This window comes from Puerhibacterium sp. TATVAM-FAB25 (assembly GCF_046535855.1).
Lineage (GTDB): Bacteria > Actinomycetota > Actinomycetes > Actinomycetales > Cellulomonadaceae > Puerhibacterium > Puerhibacterium variabilis_A.
The window spans coordinates 58,748-78,243 of sequence record NZ_JAXUAK010000010.1; the positions used below are offsets into that span (position 1 = coordinate 58,748).

Here is a 19,496-nt window from a genome sequence, read left to right on the forward strand (position 1 = left end):
GGGTGCTGCGGGTGCCGGGGTGCTGCGGGTGCCGGGGTGCTGCGGGTGCTGCGGGTGCGTCAGCGCAGCTCCTGGCCGCGGGCGGCCAGGGCCTCGGCGTGCTCGACGACGGCGGCCACGAGCCGCGCGTCGGTGCCGGCGCCGTCGGGCAGCAGGCCCGGCAGCGCGACGAGCGCCGCCGCCACCGCGGCGACGTCGTCGGCCCCCGCCTCCCGCACGGCTCCCGTGAGCCGTGCGGCGCCCGCCGGGTCGCCCAGGTCGACGCCGTCGCGCACGGCGCGGCGCACGAACTCGGCCCAGGCGGCGAGCCCGTGGGCGACGCCCTGCGGGACCCGGTCGCGCCCGAGGTGCCAGGCCGCCACGGCGCCCCAGCGGACGGGGATCTTCTGCGTGCCGTCGGTGGACACCTGGGTGGTGGTGTGGCCCGTCGCCGGGTTGGCGAACCGGCGCAGCAGCTCCGCGCCGTACGCGGCCAGGTCGGCGCCGGCGGGCGGCACGAGCGTCGGCTGCGCGTCCTCGAACAGGTAGGCCCGCGCGTGCGCGGCGACCCGCGGGTCGGTGACCGCCTCGGCGAGCGTCGCGTGCCCGGCCAGGCGCCCGGCGTAGGCGAGCAGCGAGTGGGTGCCGTTGAGCATGCGCAGCTTGGCGGCCTCCCACGGCGCGACGTCGTCGACGAGCTCGGCGCCGGCGCGCTCCCACGCGGGCCGCGGCCCGGCGAAGCGGTCCTCGATCACCCACTGGCTGAACGGCTCCGCGACGACGCCGGCCTCGTCGCGGGCGCCGACGGCCTCGGCGATCGCCTCGAGCGCCGCGGGCGTGGTGGCGGGCGTGATGCGGTCGACCATCGAGCTGGGGAACGTCACGGACGCGGCGAGCCAGCCCCGCAGGGCGTCGCCGGCGGTCCCGGGCAGCGCCGCGTCGACGAGCTCGGCCACGAGCCCGGCGAGCACGCGGCCGTTGTGCGCGAGGTTGTCGCAGCTGAGCACCGTGACCGGGGCGGCGCCGGCGCGGCGGCGGGCGGCCAGGCCGCGCACGAGGAGCCCGAGCGCCGTCGCGGCGGGCCGCGCGTCGAAGGGCACGCGCTGCTCGCCGGCCGCCTCCTCCGCGGCGAGCACCGTGACGTCGTGGGCCACCTGGGCGGCGTCGAGGCGGCCGTCCGGGCGGCGGCAGTAGCCCTTCTCGGTGACGGTCAGCGTGACCACGTGCGTGGTGGCGGCGGCCAGCGCCGCGAGCAGGCGCGGCGTCTCGTCGCGCGGGGAGGCCACGTCGACGACGGAGCCGACGACGCGGGCGGACGCGAGGCGCCCGCCGTCCTCGCCGGCCCCCACGGTCAGCACCGTGTAGCGCCCGCCCTGACGGCGCGCGGCCCGCGCCGCCCGCGAGGGGCGGGTCATCCCCGCGACGCCGAGGACGCCCCAGCGCAGGTCGCCCGTGGCGGCCATGGCGTCCTCCGTGGCGACGGCCTGGTGCGCCCGGTGGAACGCGCCCCAGCCGAGGTGCACGATCCCCACCTGCTCCGGCACGGCGCGCGGGCCGGCGACGTCGCCGGGCAGCGGGGTGGCGGGGCCCAGCAGGGGCAGGTCGGTCACGGTCATGGAAGGTCCCTCCGGGGGGCGTCGGCGGCGGGGCGCGCACCGGCCGGCACCGCGGGCGCCGGGGCGGTCGACTCGCGCACCGTCAGGGCGGCGGGCATGAGCACCGGCTCGGCGCCGGGCTGCCCCGCCACCTCCGCCAGCAGCTCGGCCTGGGCGGGGTCGAGCGCCTGCACGAGCATGTCGGTGGCGCGCATGCCGAGCTCGCGCAGGTCGGTGTGCACCGAGGTCAGCGGCGGGGTGGTGAGCGTGGCGACGAACGTGTCGTCGAAGCTCACCACGCTGAGGTCCTGCGGCACCCGGACGCCGAGGGCGGCGGCGCGGCGCACCAGGCCCACGGCGACCAGGTCGTTGAACGTCACGGCGGCGGTGGCGCCGGAGGCCACGACGACGCCGGCCGCCTCGTGCCCGCCGTCGGCGTCGGGCCAGAAGGGGCCGAGCGGGACGAGGTCGAGGTCGGGGAGCCGCTCGGCGACGGCGGCGAGGCCCGCGCGGCGCTGCCCGTCGGACCAGGAGCGCGCCGGGCCGCCGACGTAGGCGATGCGGCGGTGGCCGAGCGCGTGCAGGTGCTCGACCGCGAGGCGGACGCCACCGGCGCCGTCGGAGCCGACGGACAGCGTGCGGGCGGTGCGGTGGTTGACCACCACGACGGGCTTGGTGCCCAGCACGTCCCGGTCCTCCAGCACGGCGCGCGGCGAGCACAGCACGACGCCGTCCGTCTGGTGCACCGCCGAGTGCAGCAGCTCGGCCTCGAGCGCCGGGTCCTCCTCGGAGTCGACGACGAACACGCCGAGCCCGTGCGCCCGCGCCCGCTCCGCGACGCCCTTGGCGACCGCGGCGAAGTAGGGGTTGGACAGGTCGGGCACCAGCAGGCCCACGGTGCGGGTGCGGCCCGCGCGCAGCCCGCTCGCGGCGCGGTTGGGCAGGTAGCCGAGCGCGTCGGCGGCGGCCGTGACGCGGTCCCGCGTGGCGACCGCGACCTTGTCCGGGGCGGTGAGGGCGCGCGAGACCGTCGAGATCGACACCCCGGCGGCGCGCGCCACGTCGTGCACGGTGACCACAGCGGCCCCTCCCGGGCTCGGGGCCGCGTCGGTGCGGCCACGTCTGCAAACGTTCGCAGCGACTGTACCGCGCGCGACGGCCCGGCGTCTGCACCGCCGCGCGGGCGCGTGACCGCGGCGGCTCGGCGCGCTACGCTGCAAACGTTCTCAGACGACGAGGAGCACAGCGACGTGACCCCTACCCCGACCGCCCCGGCGGCCGAGCAGGCCCCCGCCACCCACACCGACCGGCCGACCGCCGGGCTCGCCGGGCGGGCGAGCCCCTGGACCCTGCACGAGGACCGCGCCCTGCCCGCGGACCCGGTGACCCGCCCGGTCGCGCGCGAGATCTACCGCGCGGTCCGGGACCTGCCGATCGTCTCGATGCACGGGCACGTGCCGGTCGAGTGGTTCGCCGACGACACCCCCTTCCCCGACCCCGCGCAGCTGCTCGTGGTGCCGGACCACTACCTGCTGCGGCTGCTGGTGTCGCAGGGCGCCACGCTGCCCGAGCTGGGCGTCGGGGCGCTCGACGGCTCCGTCCCGGCCGAGGCCGACCCGCGCGCGGTCTGGCGCCGCTTCTGCGCCGGGTGGCGCCACCTGCGCGGCACCCCCACGCGGTTCTGGCTGGAGACCGAGCTGGTGGAGATCTTCGGCGTCACGCAGCGCCCGTCGGCCGAGACCGCCGACGCGATCTACGACCAGGTCGCCGCGGCGCTCGCCGACCCCGGGTTCCGCCCCCGCGCGCTGCTCGACCGGTTCGGCATCGAGGTCATCGCCACCACCGACCCGGCGTGGTCCTCGCTCGAGCACCACCACCGCCTGCGCGCCGAGGGCCTGGGCGCGCGCGTGCTGCCGACCCTGCGGCCGGACGCGGTGCTGACCCTCGACTCCCCCACCTTCGCCGCCGACGTCGCGCGCACCGGCGCGGCCGCCGGCGTCGAGGTCACCTCGTACGCCACCTACCTCGAGGCGCTGCGCGCCCAGCGCGCGCGGTTCAAGGCGGCCGGCGGGCGGGCCACCGACCACGGCCCGTTCCTGCCGGACACCACGCCGATGGACGACGCCGACGCCGCCCGCCTGCTCGACCGGGCGCTGCGGGCGTCGTCGGGCGGGGCCGACCCCGTGACGCCGGCGGAGGCCGCGGCGTTCGGCGCGCACATGCTGTTCCAGACGGCGGCGATGGCCGCCGAGGACCACCTGGTGATGCAGATCCACCCGGGCGTGGCCCGGGGCCACGCCGCCGCCCGGACCCGGCAGTTCGGGCCGGACAAGGGCTACGACATCCCCGTGGCGGTGGAGTTCACCCGGGCGCTGCAGCCCGTCCTCGACGCGTTCGGGCACCACCCGGGGTTCCGGGCGATCGTGTTCACGATCGACGAGGACGTCTACAGCCGCGAGCTGGCCCCGCTGGCCGGCGTCTACCCCGCGCTGCGGCTCGGTGCGCCGTGGTGGTTCCTCGACTCCCCCGACGCCATGCGCCGGTTCCGCGAGGCCGCCACCGAGACCGCCGGCTTCTCCAACACCTCGGGCTTCGTCGACGACACCCGGGCCTTCTGCTCGATCCCCGCGCGCCACGACCTGGCCCGCCGCGTCGATGCCGGCTACCTCGCCCGCCTCGTGGCGGAGCACCGCCTGGACCTCGACGAGGCGGTCGAGACCGCCGCCGACCTCGCCTACCACCTGCCGCTCGCCGCGTACGCGGCGGCCTGACCCCGGGAGGACCGACGATGGCCACCCCCGCACCGACCACCGACCGCACCGTGCGCACCGCGCCCGGCCCCGCCGCCGTCCCCGTCGACCCCGCCGTCCACCCCGCGTGGCTGCCCGACGCCGCCCTCGCACCCCTCGGCCGCCGGCAGGTCGCCGTCGTCGTCCCCGACGGCGTCGCCGACGCCCTCGCCGACCCGGTCGTGCGCACCGTGCGCGCCGAGGTCACGGCCGCGACCGCCGCGCACGGCGGCGCGGCGCCGGAGCGCGCCGACGACGCGGACGTCGCGCTCGTCCTGGACCCCGGCGCCGCCGGGCGCCTCGGCGGCCCGGAGGCCTTCGAGGTCGCGCGCGCCGCCGGCCGCGTCACCGTGACCGCCGGCACCGGCGCCGGGCTGCTGCACGGGTTCTTCCACCTCGTGCGCGGCGGGGAGCCGGCGCTCGCCGGCGACGGCGACGGCGCCGTCGAGCGGCACGCGCCGGCCACCACCCTGCGGATGCTCGACCACTGGGACAACGTGGCCGTGCACCCGGCGATGGGGCAGGTGGAGCGCGGCTACGCCGGCGGCTCGATCTTCTACGCCGACGGCGAGGTGCGCGCCGACCTGACCCGCGTCGCGCAGTACGCCCGGCTGCTGGCGGCCGCGGGCGTCAACCGGGTGGCGATCAACAACGTCAACGTGCACGCCCGCGAGGCGCGGCTGCTCACCGACGACCTGCCCGAGGTGGCGCGCATCGCCGCCGCGTTCCGGCCCTACGGCATCCGCACCCACCTGTCCGTGAGCTGGGCGTCGCCGGTCGTGCTCGGCGGGCTGACGACGTCGGACCCGCTGGACGAGGACGTGCGCGCGTGGTGGCGCGCGGCCGCCGCGCGCGTGTGGGACGCGATCGAGGACTTCGGCGGCTTCGTGGTCAAGGCCGACTCCGAGGGCCAGCCCGGCCCGTTCGCCTACGGCCGCAGCCACGCCGACGGCGCGAACATGCTCGCCGAGGCGGTGGCCCCGCACGGCGGCCTGGTCCACTGGCGGGCGTTCGTCTACAACCACACCCAGGACTGGCGCGACCGCGGCACGGACCGCGCCCGGGCTGCGTACGACCACTTCGTGCCGCACGACGGCGAGTTCGCCGACAACGTGGTCGTGCAGGTCAAGCACGGGCCGATCGACTTCCAGGTGCGCGAGCCGGTGTCCCCGACGTTCGCCGCGATGCCGCGCACGCGCCTGGCCCTGGAGCTGCAGGTCACTCAGGAGTACACCGGCCAGCAGCGGCACGCGGTGTATCTGGGCCGGCCGTGGAGCCAGGTGCTCGGCTTCCGGTTCTGGGGCGACGGCTCGCCCACCGTGGCCGACGTCGTCGCCGGGCGCGGGCCCGGCGCGGACGGCGGTACCGGTGACGGCGGTGCCGGTGGTGGCGCCGGCCGGGAGGGCGGCGTCGCCGCGGTGTCCAACGTCGGCGACGACCGGTTCTGGACCGGGCACCCCCTGGCGCAGGCCAACCTCTACGCGTTCGGGCGCCTGGCGTGGGACCCCGCGCTGGACCCGGCGGACCTGCTCGACGAGTGGGCCGGGCTGACCTTCCCGGGCGCGGACCGGCGGGTGCGCGAGGCGCTGCACGCGATCCTCGACGAGTCGTGGGAGACGTACGAGATGTACACGGCGCCGCTCGGCGTCGGGTTCATGGTGCGGCCCCACCACCACTACGGCCCGGACGTCGACGGCTACGAGTACACCCCGTGGGGCACGTACCACTTCGCCGACCGGGACGGCATCGGCGTCGACCGCACCCGCGCCACCGGCACCGGCTACACCGGCCAGTACCCGGCACCGTGGCGGGACGTCTACGAAGATCTGGAGACCTGCCCCGACGAGCTGCTGCTGTTCTTCCACCACGTGCCGTACACGCACGTGCTGCGCAGCGGCAGCACGGTGGCCCAGCACGTCTACGACACGCGGTTCGCGGGCCTCGAGCGGGTGCTGCGCACGGTGGAGGCCTGGCAGGCGGTCGCCGACCTCGTGGACCCCGACGTCGCCGAGCGGGTCACCGAGCGCCTCGCCGAGCAGGTGCGGTCGGCCACCGAGTGGCGCGACGTCCTGAACACCTACTTCTGGCGCAAGTCCGGGATCCCGGACGCCAAGGGGCGCGAGATCTACTGACCGGCGGCACGGCCCGGTCGCGCCGACGGCTAGGGAAACGGGACGAAACTCGTCGAGTTTCGTCCCGTTTCCCTAGCCGTCGGCCGGTGTCAGAGGGCCGCGTCAGTCCTCGCGCAGCACGACGACGTCGGTCGGCTCGAGGTGCAGGGTCTCCCCCGCCGCGACGCGCCGGCCCGTGAGCAGGTCGACGCCGGCCGCGTGCGCCGGCACGTCGACCGCGTCGAGGCGGTGGTTGAGCACGAACGCCGTCCGCTCGACGCCGCCGTCGGCGCCCGGCCGCTCGCGCACCGCCAGCTCGACGTCGTCGTACGCGGCGTACGGGCCCACGAGCCCGTGCCGGCCGAGCAGGTGCCGCACCACCCACGCCAGCCCGGTGTCGTCGAGCCCGGTCGCGACGTACCAGGCCTCGCCGCCGTCGCCGCCGTGGGGGCGGTGCCGCGTCACCGCGGGGGTGCCGGCGTAGAACTCGGCCCCGTAGGTGCCGACCACCTCGGCGCCCTGCGGCACCACCACCTCGAACACGAGCTCCGCGTCGGAAACGACGGGGTCCGGGTCGACCTGCTCGCTGCCGCCCGCGCCACCGGCGTCCGGCACGCGCAGCGTCACGGGGTTGACCACGCCGGGCGCGGCGGAGTCGGTCTCCTCGACCCGCAGGCCGAGCAGCGGCGCGAGCGGACCCGGCACGTCGGCGAGGAAGGCGTTGTCGTCCTCGTCGACGCGGCCGGACCAGAAGGAGGCCAGCACCGAGCCGCCGCGAGCGACGACATCCTCGAGCCGCGCGGCGACGTCACCCTTGACCACGTGCAGCGCGGGCGCGACGACCACGTCGTAGCGCGACAGGTCGGCCGTCACCGGCACCACGTCGACCTGGGCGCCGGCCTGCCACAGCGCGCGGTAGTAGCCGAGCACCACGGCCGGGTACTTCACGTGCCGGTTGAAGCCATCGGTGATCTCGGCGGCCCACCAGGAGTCCCAGTCGAACAGCAGCGCCACGCGCGCCGGCGTGCGCGCCCCGAGCACGGCGCCGCCGAGCGCGCCGAGCTCCGCCCCGAGCGTGGCGACCTCGCGGAACGCGCGGGTGTCGGTGCGCCCGGCGTGGTCGAGCACCGCACCGTGGTACTTCTCGCAGGCGCCCTTCGACTGGCGCATCTGGAAGTACAGGACGGCGTCGGCGCCGTGCGCCACGGCCTGCCACGACCACAGCCGCAGCACGCCGGGCCGCTTGACCGGGTTGACGTCCCGGCTGGCGGTGATGGTGGGCGTCTGCTCCATGACCCAGAACGGCTGGCCGTCCTTGAGCCCGCGCATGAGGTCGTGCGCCAGCGCCATGCGGGCGTGCTCGCGGGGCCCGGGCGGGTAGTTGTCCCAGCTCGCGAAGTCGAGGTCGGCCGCCCAGCGGTGGTAGTCGATCGGGCGGAACAGGCCCATGAAGTTGGTCGTCACCGGCGTCGCGGGGTCGTGCCGGCGGATGGCCGCCTTCTCGTCGCGGTAGTTCGCGAGCATCGCTTCGGACATGAACCGCAGGTAGTCCAGGGTGATGCCCTGGAAGGCGGTGTGGTCGGGCCCGCGCCAGTGCTCGCTCAGCGCGTTCGGCGGCACGACCTGCTCCCAGTCGGTGAACAGGTGCGACCAGAACGTGGCGTTCCAGGCGTCGTTGAGCCGCTCCAGCGTGCCGTACCGCGCGCGCAGCCAGTCGCGGAACCCCGCGGCGCACAGGTTGCAGTAGCAGGCGCCGCCGTACTCGTTGCCCACGTGCCAGGCCACGAGGCCGGGGGTGCCGGCGTAGCGCTCGGCGATCCGCTCGGCCAGAGCCACCGACAGCCGCCGGAACGCCGGCGAGCTCGGGCAGTGGTTGTGCCGCTGGCCGTACACGTGCCGGCGGCCCTCGAAGTCGGTCCGGCACACCTCGGGGTACCGGTGCGCCAGCCACGGCGGCATCGCGCCGGTGGCCGTGGCCAGCACGACCTGCTTCCCGCCGTCGACCGCGCGCTGCACGATCGCGTCGAGCCGGTCGAAGTCGTACGTCTCCTCGTCCGGCTGCAGGTACGACCACGCGAAGACGCCGAGCGTCACCGTGTCGATCGCGGCCTTGCCGAAGGCCGCGTAGTCGGCCTCCCACACGTCGCGCGGCCACTGCTCGGGGTTGTAGTCGCCGCCGTAGAGGATCTTCGAGGTCACGGGGACGCCGGGGCTGAGCATGGTTCTCCTGTCGCGAGGGGTGACGGGTCGGGGTCCTACGGGTCCTACGGGTCCTGCGGGTCCGGGGCGCCCGGGCCGGCGGCGCCCTCGACGGTGAAGCGGGCGGTGACGTCCTCGACCATCTGCTGGGCGGTGGTGCGCCAGAAGGCCACGAGGACGACGGCGAAGAGCCACAGCACCGCCTCGCTGGTCAGCCACACCACCCCGACGGCGACCACGACCAGCGCCAGCAGGCCCACGGTGAGGCGCGGCCGGGCCAGGTAGTAGGCCGCCAGCCGCGCCGTGTCACGGGTGCGGAACCCGAAGAACGCCGCGAGCGTCAGGGCGTTGAGCGCCCACAGCAGCACCAGCACGCCGACGACGAGCAGCACGGCCGCGTAGGCGCCGGGCAGGCCGGCGGGCCCCACGTTCGCGATGCCGCCCGCGACGACGCCGAGCGCCACGCAGGCGGGGGTCCACACGCGCAGCGCGTCAGCCCAGTCGAGGCCGTAGCCGCGCAGGAACGCGCGCGCCGGCGCGAGGCCCTCGGCGCGGGTGCGGTCGCGCAGCGCGAAGAGCGCCGCCGCGAGCGCCGGCCCCGCGGGCACCAGGCACAGCGGCACGAGCAGCGCGTTGCCGGCGGAGCGGCCCAGCAGCATCAGCAGCACGACCGAGGGCAGCGTGGCCAGGCACAGCAGCACGCCGACGACCAGGTGCCAGTAGACGAACGCGGCCGCCCGGCCGAGCACGCCGTCGCCCAGCTCGCGTGCGGTGCCGGCCCGCGGCGCGTCAGCCATGGGCCCTCCTCAGGATCGGGGCGGCGTCGGCCCACGCCGGGGTCTCGTCGGCCACGAGCTCGCCCTCCCTGAGCGTGACGGCGCGCCGGCCGGGCGTCAGCCGCAGCGCGGCGCGCCCGTCGACGACGGCGGCGGGATCGGTCACGGCGGCGGCTCCTCGGGTGCGGCGGGTGCGGGTCGGTCGCCCGGAGCGGCGGGCGGCGGGTCTGCGGCTCGGGGCGGACGCGCGACCGGGCCGGGCGCGCGGAGCGCGCCCGGCCCGGGGGGTCACTCCGTGACGCCGGCGGCCTGGTTGACCAGCTCGACGTACCGGTCCATCCCGGCGCCCTCGAGCTCGGCCACGTAGGCGTCCCACTCGGAGATCGGGCGGTCACCGAGGATGAACTGCGCGGTGGCCGTCATGACGATGTCCTCGAGGTTGGTCTGCAGCAGGGACGACTCCTCGCGCTGCATCTCGTCCATCGCGACGCCCGGGCCCTGCTCGGCGACCTCCTTCTCGTTCATCCCGGCGTGGAAGTCGATGACCTCCTGGCGCAGGGTGGACTGCACGAGGTCGGTGGTGGAGCCGTGCGCCAGCGAGAACACGCCGTTGTAGTAGCCGAAGTCGGTGTTGAGCAGCTTCGGGGCGCCCGGGTTCAGCGAGCCCCAGTCGACGTCGTCGGCGAGGGTGCGGGTACCGGAGGCGTCCTTGGTGTAGGTCTCGCCCTCGACGCCCCACTTGGCGAACTCGAGGCCCTCGTCGCTGTAGTACAGCCAGTCGACGAACTGCAGCAGGGCCACGAAGTCGTCGCGCTCGGCGGCCTTGGCCGACAGCGCGACGCCGGACTCGAACTGGCCGCCGGTCGTGGCGTCCATGATGTTCCCGGCCGGGCCCGCGGGCACCACGATCTGGCGGATCTCGGCGTCCTTGTTCCCCGCCTCCTCGAAGCCCGTGCGGTAGCGCACGATCTCCTGGTCGTTGACGCCGAGCGCCGCCACCTTGCCGGTGGTGAGCTTGGCGATCGCGGGGTCGTCCTCCTGCGTCAGGCCCTCGGGGTCGAGCAGGCCCTTGTCCACGAGGTCGTGGAAGTAGGTGAGGAGCTCCTTGTAGCCCTCCGAGGCACCGGTGTACTCGTACTCGCTGCCGGTCCACGTGACGCCGTCGCCGTAGCCCCAGCCGGCCTCGGTGCCGAAGTTGCCGGCCGCAGCCTGCAGCGTGGCCTCCATGGGGCCGTTGATGCTCCAGCGCTCCGTGTAGGGGTACTCCAGCTCCGGGTGGCGCTCCTTGATGACCTCGAGCTGCTCGGTGAACTCGTCCCAGGTCTTCGGGTCCTCGAGCCCGGCCTCCTCCCACCAGTCGGCGCGGATGGCGATGGAGTACGAGGGCTTGGGCTGCTCGAGCAGGCCGGGCAGCACGTAGAACTTGCCGTCGGCGCTGCGCGTGCGGTCGAGCTCCTCCTGCAGCCCCCACTTCTCGACCTTGTCCATGAAGTGGGGCAGGTAGTCGAGGTAGTCGGACACGGGCAGCAGCGCGCCGCCGGAGGTGAGCGTCTCGACGTCCGCCACGTACGTGGAGGGGATGATGTCCGCCGCCTCGCCCGAGCTGATGAGCAGCGAGCGCTTCTGCTGCCAGTCCGCCAGCGGCACCGACTGGAACTCGAAGGAGACGTTGCGGTCCTCCTCGAGGTGCTTGAAGACCGACCAGTCCGCCTGGAACGGGTAGTTCGGGTGGTCGCGGTACATCAGCCCGAACGTCAGCGGCTCGGTCGCCTTGAACGACGTGCCGACGTCGTAGTCCTCCATCGCGCCCGTCGACTTGCCGGACAGGTCGGCCGCGGGCTCCGCGCCGTCCTCACCCCCTCCCGACGAGCATGCCGCGAGCGTGGCGACCAGCGCGGCGGCGGCGGTCGCCGCGACGGCCTTCGATCGGGTGATCCTCATGGTTTCCTCCGGTGGACGACGGCGTTCGGGACGGGCGGGCGTCGGCGTCGACGCCCGCGGCGGTGAGAGGGATGGGACGAGCGGTGGGACGAGCGGGGCGGCCGCGGGTCAGCCCTTGACGGAGCCGAGCATCACGCCGGACACGAAGTACTTCTGGATGAACGGGTACAGACACACGATCGGCAGCACCGTGAGCAGCATCGTCACGGACTTCACGTTGGCACCGATCTGCACGGACTCGGCGCTCAGCGCCTCGCCGGTCCCCGTCGCGCCGGCGATGATGTTCCGCAGGAACACGGTCACCGGGTACAGGTCCGGGTTGTCCATGTAGAGGAACGCCGGGAACCAGGAGTTCCAGAACGCGACCGCGTAGAAGAGCACCATCGTGGCGATGACGGCCTTGCTCAGCGGCAGCACGATCCGGAAGAAGATCCCGTAGGTGGACAGGCCGTCGATCGCGGCGGCCTCCTCCAGCTCCGTGGGGAAGTTCTCGAAGAACGACTTCATCACCAGCAGGTTGAACACGCTGATCGCCTGCGGCAGCACGATCGACCAGATGGTGTTCTTCATCCCGAGCTCGCTGACGAGGATGTAGTTCGGGATGAGGCCGCCGGAGAAGAACATCGTGAAGACGGCGATGCCGATCAGCGCGGCGCGGCCTTTGAGGTGCCGCTTCGACAGCACGTAGGCGAACGTCGTCGTCAGCGCCATGGCGATGGCCGTGGCCACCGCGGTGTAGACGACGGTGTTGCGGTAGTTGACCCAGAACATGTCCTGGGAGACCACCGAGTTGAACGTCGTGAGGTTAAACCCGACCGGCCAGGCGATGACGTCGCCGGCGCGGATGGCGGCCTCCGAGCTGAACGCGCGGGCGGCCAGGTTGAGGAACGGGTACAGGGTCAGCAGGCCCACCAGGGTCAGCGCGACCGTGTTGAGCACGGTGAAGACCCGGTAGCCGGTGGTCTCCTTGACGCGCGTGGTGCTGCCGCGCACCGCCGCGAGGTCGGGGGTGGCGTCGACGGGGTCGAGGACTTCGTTCACCACAGGGAGCTCCCGGTGATCCGGCGCGAGATCGCGTTGGCGGCAAAGACGAGGACGAGGCCGATGAGCGCCTCGAAGAGGCCGATCGCGGTGGCGTAGCTCAGCTGTCCGGACGTCAGGCCGACGCGGTAGACGTACGTGGACAGCACGTCCGCGGTGGGGTAGGTCAGCGGGTTGTAGAGGAGGAAGACCTTCTCGAAACCGACCGCCATGAACTGCCCGACGTTGAGGATGAGCAGCACCATCATGGTCGGGCGGATGCCCGGCAGCGTGATGTGCCAGGTCTGCTTCCAGCGGTTCGCGCCGTCGATCCGGGACGCCTCGTAGAGCTGCTCGTCGATCGTCGTGAGCGCCGCGAGGTAGAGGATGGTGCCCCACCCGACGGTCTGCCAGACCTCCGAGGAGACGTAGATCGTGCGGAACCACTCGGCCCGCTGCATGAACGAGACCGGGTCGCCGCCGAGGGCCTCGACGATCTTGTTGACGGTGCCGTCGAGCGAGGTGAGCTCGAAGACGAAGCCGGCCACGATGACCACGGACATGAAGTGCGGCAGGTAGCTGACCGTCTGCACGGCCTTCTTGAACCAGCGCACCCGCACCTCGTTGAGCATGAGGGCCAGGACGACCGGCAGCGGGAACACCACGACGAGCGTCAGCGCGCCGATGATCGCCGTGTTGGCGAACGTGTCCCAGAACTTCGGGTCCTGGATGAACCGCTCGACGTAGTAGAGGCCGACCCACTCCTCGCCGAAGATCGAGCCGCCCGGCTGGAAGCGGCGGAACGCGATGACGGCGCCCGCCATCGGCACGTACTTGAAGATCAGGAAGAACAGCAGCGGGAGCACCGCGAGGCTGTACAGCCGCCAGTCCTTGCGCAGCGCGCGCGCCCAGCCCTCGCGCCGCCCGGGCCGCGGCCGCAGGGGCGCGTCGTCGGCGGTCTCCCCCAGCGCGACGGGAGGCGCAGCGGTCCTCAGTGACATCGTCGTCCTCTCGAGCGACGACGCCGGGCAGGGACCCCACGTCGTCGTGTGTTCCGAAAGTTTCGGCCTCTGTGCCGATTGCTACCAGGACCGTAGGGGCCCCAGATCGAGGGGTCAACCGTCAATGCGAACGTTTTCGGTCACGAAATAGTCACGGTCTTCGGGGCCTCGACCCACGGTCGGAGCGTCGTGCGGTCGGTGCTCGCGCCGCGGCAGCGCGCGGAGTACCGTCGACGCATCGAAAGTTGCGGCGCCTCCCGAGGCGCCACGACACCCCGCCGACCCTCGGACAGCAACGATGACGTCGCAGACCACCGCGGAGATCGCCGCCGAGCCCCCCGCCCCCGCGGGCACGCCGCCCGCGTCGCCGGAGCGCTCCGGACCGGGCGTCCCGACGATCGCCGCGATCGCCCGCGAGCTCGGCGTCTCGGTACCCACCGTCTCCAAGGTGCTCAACGGCCGGGCCGACGTCGCGCCCGCCACCCGCGCGCGCGTCGAGGAGGCCCTGCGGCGGCACCGCTACCGGCGCCGGCCGTCCCGCCGGCCCGCGGGCACCGGCCTGGTGGACCTCGCGTTCCACGAGCTCGGGTCGATGTGGTCCATGGAGATCATCCGCGGGGTCGAGGCCGCCGCCGCCCGGCGCGGCACGAGCGTGATCCTCTCGGACCTGTCCGGCTCGCACCGCCCGCCGCGCACGTGGCTGGAGACGACGCTCGCCCGGCCGCCGCTCGGCGTGCTGCTCGTGGCGGCGCAGCTCGACCCGGCGCAGCAGCACCGGCTCGTGAGCCGGTCGATCCCCGTCGTCGTGATCGACACCGACGGCGAGCCGCCCGCCGACGTGCCGACCGTCGGCTCCGACAACTGGGCCGGCGGCCTGGCCGCCGCCCGGCACCTGCTCCAGCTCGGGCACCGGCGGGTCGCCGCCATCAGCGGCCCGTCCGACATGCTGTGCTCGCGCGCCCGCATGGACGGGTTCCGCAGCGCCCACGCCGAGGCCGGCGTGCCGCTCGACCCGGCGCTCGTCCGCGAGGGCGACTTCACGCAGGAAGGCGGCTACGCGCAGGCGCTCGACCTGCTGCGGGGCCCGGACCGCCCCACCGCCGTCTTCGCCGGCTCGGACCTGCAGGCGCTCGGCGTGGTGCGCGCCGCCCGCGAGCTGGGCCTGGGTGTGCCCGAGGACCTCTCGGTGGTCGGCTACGACGACCTGCCGATCGTCGAGTGGACCGCCCCGCGCCTGACCACGGTGCGGCAGCCGCTGGCCGACATGGGCGCGCTGGCCACGTCGATGCTGCTCGACCTCGTGGACGGCCGGACCCCGGCGACCCTGCGCGTCAACCTCGCCACCGAGCTCGTGCTCCGGGAGTCGACGGCCCCGCCCGGGGCGTGACGCGCGGCGCGGGCCGCGACGCCGGGCGCGGGACCGCGCGGCAGGCCACGATGGGCACCATGACCACACGGAGCCCCCAGTCGATCCTGTTCATCGGCGGCAGCGGCGTCATCAGCCACGCGAGCGTCGCGCGCGCCGTCGCGCTCGGCCACCGCGTCACCCTGCTCAACCGCGGCCGCTCGAGCCAGCGGCCGCTGCCCGACGGCGTCGAGACGCTCGTCGCCGACGCCACCGACCACGACGCCGTCGACGCCGCCCTGGCCGGGCGGGAGTTCGACGTCGTGGCGCAGTTCCGCGCCTTCACGCCCGACCACGTCGCGCGCGACGTCCAGCGCTTCTCCGGCCGCACCGGGCAGTACGTGTTCATCAGCTCCGCCTCGGCGTACCAGACGCCGCCGGCCCGGGTGCCCGTCACCGAGTCGACGCCGCTGGTCAACCCGTTCTGGCAGTACTCGCGCGACAAGATCGCCTGCGAGGACGTGCTGGTGCGGGCCGCGCGCGAGAACGGCTTCCCGATGACCGTCGTGCGGCCGTCGCACACCTACGACCGCACGCTGATCCCCACCACCGGCGGGTGGACCGACGTGGCGCGGCTGCGCGCCGGGCGGCCCGTCGTCGTGCACGGCGACGGCACGACGCAGTGGACGCTGACGCACACGGAGGACTTCGCCGTCGGGTTCGTCGGCCTGCTCGGCCACCCGCTGGCCGTCGGCGACAGCTTCCACATCACCGGGTCGCACGCGCCCACGTGGGACCAGGTCTACCGCTGGCTCGCCGCGGCGGCCGGCGTCGACGAGCCCGAGCTGGTGCACGTGGCCAGCGAGACGATCGCGCGCGTGCTGCCCGACGTCGGGCCGGGGCTGCTGGGCGACAAGGCCCACTCGATGACCTTCGACACCTCGAAGCTCGAGGCGCTGGTGCCGGAGTTCCGCACCACGGTCACCTACGCCGAGGGCGCCGTCGAGCAGATGGCCTGGTACGACGCGCACCCCGAGGCGCAGGTCGTCGACGCCGACCTCGACGCCGGCTTCGACAAGCTCGTGGAGCACGCCCGCGCGCTGTGACCGCCGGGCCCCGTGCTGAGCGCCGTGCTGAGCGCCGCCCGTCCGGACGGGCGGTGCGCAGCACGTAGCCTGCCGGTATGACTTCCCCCGCTCCCCTGGTGCTCCTGGACCTCGACGGCACGCTGACCGACTCGGCGCCCGGCATCACGGCGTCGGTGGCGCACGCCTACACCTCGCTGGGCCTGCCGGTGCCCGACGCCGCGACGCTGCGCTCGTTCGTCGGCCCGCCGATCACCGACTCGTTCCCGCGCCACGGCGTGCCGGCCGAGCGGGTGCAGGAGGCGATCGCCGCGTACCGGGCGCGCTTCGCCGAGTCGGGCATGTGGGAGAACAGCGTGTTCGACGGCGTCCCGGAGGCGCTGCGCGAGCTGCGCGCGGCCGGGTGCGTCCTGGCGGTGGCCACGTCGAAGCCCGAGGTCTTCGCCAGGCCGATCACCGAGCGGTTCGGCCTCGCGGCGCTGGTCGACGGCGTCTTCGGCGCGCCGCTCGACGAGTCGTCCACCAAGGCCGACGTCATCGCCGCGGCGCTGGCCACGCTGGGGCGCACGGCCGGCGACGCGCCCATGGTGATGGTCGGCGACCGCGAGCACGACGTGCACGGCGCCGCCGCGCACGGGATCGACTGCCTGGGCGTGTCGTGGGGGTACGCCGGGCCGGGCGAGCTCGCGGCGGCGGGCGCCGTCGCCGTCGTCGACGACGTCGCCAAGCTCGCCGACGCGGTGCGCGCGCAGCTGGCCCTCCCCGCCCGTTGACGAGATAGAGACCTCTTCCGCCGAGATAGAGAGCCTCCTCTCTATCTCGCGGGCCGCCCTCTCTATCTCGGCGCCGGACCTCTCTATCTCGGCGGGGACGGCGAAGGGCCCCGGTCTCCGTGCGGAGACCGGGGCCCTTCGCGTGCGGTCGCGGACCGGGATCAGCCGGCCTGGGCGCTCAGCCCGCCGGTCGGCGGGAGGTCGCTGCCCGTCGTGCGCGGCACGTCGGGCGCCGCGGCGGCACCGACGGCGACCGGCTCGACCGGGTGGTCGGCCTTGGCCTCGCCGTGGAAGGTGAACTCCCCGAGGATGCCCTCGCCCTGGCCGTCGACGACCACGACCTCGCCCGGCTTGAGCTCGCCGAACAGGATCTTCTCGGACAGGACGTCCTCGATCTCCCGCTGGATCGCCCGCTTGAGCGGACGGGCGCCGAGCACCGGGTCGTAGCCCTTCTCGGCCAGCAGCACCTTGGCGGCGCCGGTGAGCTCGAGGCCCATGTCCTTGTCGCGCAGGCGGCGGTCCAGCTTGGCGATCTCCAGGTCGACGATCTGCACGATCTCGTCCTGGGTGAGCTGCGGGAACACCACCACGTCGTCGACGCGGTTGAGGAACTCGGGCCGGAAGTGCTGCTTGAGCTCCTCGTTCACCTTGGCCTTCATGCGCGAGTACGACGTGGTGGTGTCGCCGCTCGCGTTGAAGCCCGTGGGCACGCCCTTGGCGATGTCCCGGGTGCCGAGGTTCGTGGTCATGATGATCACGGTGTTCTTGAAGTCGACCACCCGGCCCTGCGAGTCGGTGAGTCGGCCGTCCTCGAGCACCTGCAGCAGGGTGTTGAAGATGTCCGCGTGGGCCTTCTCCACCTCGTCGAACAGGACCACGGAGAACGGCTTGCGGCGCACCTTCTCGGTGAGCTGGCCGCCCTCGTCGTAGCCGACGTACCCGGGCGGGGAGCCGAACAGCCGCGAGACCGTGTGCTTCTCCGAGAACTCCGACATGTCGAGCTGGATCAGCGCGTCCTCGTCCCCGAAGAGGAACTCGGCGAGCGCCTTGGCCAGCTCGGTCTTGCCGACGCCCGTGGGGCCGGCGAAGATGAACGACCCGCCGGGGCGCTTCGGGTCCTTGAGGCCGGCCCGCGTGCGGCGGATGGCCTGCGACAGCGCCTTGATCGCGGCCTCCTGGCCGACGACGCGCTTGTGCAGCTCCTGCTCCATGTGCAGCAGGCGGCTGGACTCCTCCTCGGTCAGCTTGACGACCGGGATGCCCGTGGACATGGCCAGCACCTCGGCGACGAGCTCCTCGTCCACCGTGGCGACGGTGTCGAGGTCGCCCGACTTCCAGGCCTTCTCCCGGTCGGCGCGCTTGCCGGTGAGCTGCTTCTCCTTGTCGCGCAGCCCGGCGGCCTTCTCGAAGTCCTGCTCGTCGATCGCGGACTCCTTCTCTCGGCGCGCCTCGGCGATCTCCTCGTCCAGGACCTTGAGCTCCGGCGGCGCCGTCATGCGGCGGATGCGCAGGCGCGCGCCGGCCTCGTCGATCAGGTCGATCGCCTTGTCCGGCAGGTACCGGTCGTTGATGTACCGGTCGGCGAGCGTCGCGGCGGAGACCAGCGCGCCGTCCGTGATGGACACGCGGTGGTGCGCCTCGTACTTGTCGCGCAGGCCCTTGAGGATCTCGATGGCGTGCTGCAGCGACGGCTCGGCCACCTGGATCGGCTGGAAGCGGCGCTCCAGGGCCGGGTCCTTCTCGACGTACTTGCGGTACTCGTCGAGCGTGGTGGCACCGATGGTCTGCAGCTCGCCGCGGGCCAGCATCGGCTTGAGGATGCTGGCGGCGTCGATCGCGCCCTCGGCGGCGCCCGCCCCGACGAGGGTGTGGATCTCGTCGATGAACAGGATGATGTCGCCGCGGGTGCGGATCTCCTTGAGGACCTTCTTCAGGCGCTCCTCGAAGTCACCGCGGTAGCGCGAGCCGGCCACCAGGGCGCCCAGGTCCAGCGTGTACAGCTGCTTGTCCTTGAGCGTCTCCGGCACGTCGCCGCGGACGATGTCCTGGGCGAGGCCCTCGACGACCGCCGTCTTGCCGACGCCCGGCTCGCCGATCAGCACCGGGTTGTTCTTCGTGCGGCGGGACAGGACCTGCATGACGCGCTCGATCTCCGTCGAGCGGCCGATGACCGGGTCCAGCTTGCCCTCGCGCGCGGCCTGCGTCAGGTTGCGGCCGAACTGGTCCAGGACGGCCGAGCCGGACGGCTGGCCCTCCTGCGGACCGCCGGCGGACACGGGCTCCTTGCCCTGGTAGCCGCTCAGCAGCTGGATGACCTGCTGACGCACCTTGTTGAGGTCGGCGCCCATCTTGGTGAGCACCTGCGCGGCCACGCCCTCGCCCTCACGGATGAGGCCGAGGAGGATGTGCTCCGTGCCGATGTAGTTGTGGCCGAGCTGCAGCGCCTCGCGCAGCGACAGCTCCAGCACCTTCTTGGCACGCGGCGTGAACGGGATGTGCCCGCTCGGGGCCTGCTGGCCCTCGCCGATGATCTCGGTGACCTGCGTGCGCACGCCGTCGAGCGAGATGCCCAGCGACTCCAGCGCCTTGGCGGCCACGCCCTCGCCCTCGTGGATGAGGCCGAGGAGGATGTGCTCCGTGCCGATGTAGTTGTGGTTGAGCATCCTCGCCTCTTCCTGGGCGAGGACGACGACCCGACGGGCTCGGTCCGTGAAACGTTCGAACATGTGCTGCTCCCTCACGAGCGGCGTACCTGCACCCCGCCGGGTTCCCGTGGCCTCTCGGTGGCCACACGGCGACGACAGCCTGACCGCTACGACTCTATGCGTTGCCAACCAGCGGGGTGGCCGACTTCTGCCCGTGTTCGCCAGGGGCGTGACGGC

14 protein-coding genes are annotated in these 19,496 nt (G+C 73.9%); 5 read left to right on the top strand and 9 right to left on the bottom strand.

What is annotated here, in order from left to right:
- Positions 1 to 59: 59 nt before the first annotated feature.
- On the bottom strand, positions 60 to 1,595 hold the full coding sequence (locus tag U5M74_RS10765) for a mannitol dehydrogenase family protein (RefSeq protein ID WP_410908894.1): 1,536 nt from the start codon (positions 1,593 to 1,595) through the stop codon (positions 60 to 62).
- Entirely contained in the window at positions 1,592 to 2,653 is a 1,062-nt protein-coding gene (locus tag U5M74_RS10770) for a LacI family DNA-binding transcriptional regulator (RefSeq protein ID WP_410908896.1), read from the bottom strand. The genes U5M74_RS10765 and U5M74_RS10770 overlap by 4 nt, the downstream gene beginning before the upstream one ends.
- Before the next feature lie 270 nt (positions 2,654 to 2,923).
- On the opposite strand from U5M74_RS10770, the gene uxaC reads away from it, so the two are divergent.
- Together uxaC and U5M74_RS10780 are read left to right on the top strand one after the other, a co-directional pair.
- Positions 2,924 to 4,345: a glucuronate isomerase gene (uxaC, locus tag U5M74_RS10775; protein WP_410909011.1), complete on the top strand. Its 1,422-nt coding sequence runs from the start codon at positions 2,924 to 2,926 to the stop codon at positions 4,343 to 4,345.
- Positions 4,346 to 4,362: 17 nt separating this feature from the next.
- The gene (locus tag U5M74_RS10780) at positions 4,363 to 6,495 is read left to right on the top strand and encodes an alpha-glucuronidase (protein WP_410908898.1); all 2,133 of its coding nucleotides are present in this window, start codon (positions 4,363 to 4,365) and stop codon (positions 6,493 to 6,495) included.
- A gap of 102 nt (positions 6,496 to 6,597) precedes the next feature.
- Here U5M74_RS10780 and U5M74_RS10785 read toward each other — a convergent pair whose 3' ends face one another.
- From U5M74_RS10785 to U5M74_RS10810, 6 genes are all read right to left on the bottom strand, one after another.
- The gene (locus U5M74_RS10785) at positions 6,598 to 8,694 is read right to left on the bottom strand and encodes a beta-galactosidase (protein WP_410908900.1); all 2,097 of its coding nucleotides are present in this window, start codon (positions 8,692 to 8,694) and stop codon (positions 6,598 to 6,600) included.
- Between the two features lie 44 nt (positions 8,695 to 8,738).
- Positions 8,739 to 9,470: a glycosyltransferase gene (locus U5M74_RS10790; RefSeq protein ID WP_410908902.1), complete on the bottom strand. Its 732-nt coding sequence runs from the start codon at positions 9,468 to 9,470 to the stop codon at positions 8,739 to 8,741.
- Positions 9,463 to 9,615: a hypothetical protein gene (locus U5M74_RS10795; protein WP_410908904.1), complete on the bottom strand. Its 153-nt coding sequence runs from the start codon at positions 9,613 to 9,615 to the stop codon at positions 9,463 to 9,465. The genes U5M74_RS10790 and U5M74_RS10795 overlap by 8 nt, the downstream gene beginning before the upstream one ends.
- 122 nt (positions 9,616 to 9,737) lie before the next feature.
- On the bottom strand, positions 9,738 to 11,390 hold the full coding sequence (locus U5M74_RS10800) for an extracellular solute-binding protein (RefSeq protein WP_410908906.1): 1,653 nt from the start codon (positions 11,388 to 11,390) through the stop codon (positions 9,738 to 9,740).
- Positions 11,391 to 11,498: 108 nt separating this feature from the next.
- Positions 11,499 to 12,434 carry a carbohydrate ABC transporter permease gene (locus U5M74_RS10805; RefSeq protein WP_410908908.1) on the bottom strand — a complete coding sequence of 312 codons (936 nt, stop codon included), beginning with the start codon at positions 12,432 to 12,434 and terminating at the stop codon, positions 11,499 to 11,501.
- A complete protein-coding gene (locus U5M74_RS10810) occupies positions 12,428 to 13,411 on the bottom strand; it encodes an ABC transporter permease (RefSeq protein ID WP_410908910.1) in 984 nt (327 codons plus the stop codon). The genes U5M74_RS10805 and U5M74_RS10810 overlap by 7 nt, the downstream gene beginning before the upstream one ends.
- Before the next feature lie 298 nt (positions 13,412 to 13,709).
- Between U5M74_RS10810 and U5M74_RS10815 the strand changes: the two genes are divergently transcribed.
- The 3 genes from U5M74_RS10815 to U5M74_RS10825 all read left to right on the top strand — a co-directional run bounded on the left by U5M74_RS10815 (position 13,710) and on the right by U5M74_RS10825 (position 16,614).
- On the top strand, positions 13,710 to 14,798 hold the full coding sequence (locus U5M74_RS10815) for a LacI family DNA-binding transcriptional regulator (protein WP_410908912.1): 1,089 nt from the start codon (positions 13,710 to 13,712) through the stop codon (positions 14,796 to 14,798).
- A 59-nt stretch (positions 14,799 to 14,857) separates the two neighbouring features.
- Entirely contained in the window at positions 14,858 to 15,862 is a 1,005-nt protein-coding gene (locus tag U5M74_RS10820; RefSeq protein ID WP_410908914.1) for an NAD-dependent epimerase/dehydratase family protein, read from the top strand.
- Between the two features lie 77 nt (positions 15,863 to 15,939).
- Complete coding sequence (locus U5M74_RS10825; RefSeq protein ID WP_410908916.1) at positions 15,940 to 16,614, top strand: HAD hydrolase-like protein; 675 nt, start codon at positions 15,940 to 15,942, stop codon at positions 16,612 to 16,614.
- Positions 16,615 to 16,775: 161 nt separating this feature from the next.
- Here U5M74_RS10825 and U5M74_RS10830 read toward each other — a convergent pair whose 3' ends face one another.
- Complete coding sequence (locus tag U5M74_RS10830) at positions 16,776 to 19,340, bottom strand: ATP-dependent Clp protease ATP-binding subunit (RefSeq protein ID WP_410908918.1); 2,565 nt, start codon at positions 19,338 to 19,340, stop codon at positions 16,776 to 16,778.
- Positions 19,341 to 19,496 lie beyond the last annotated feature (156 nt).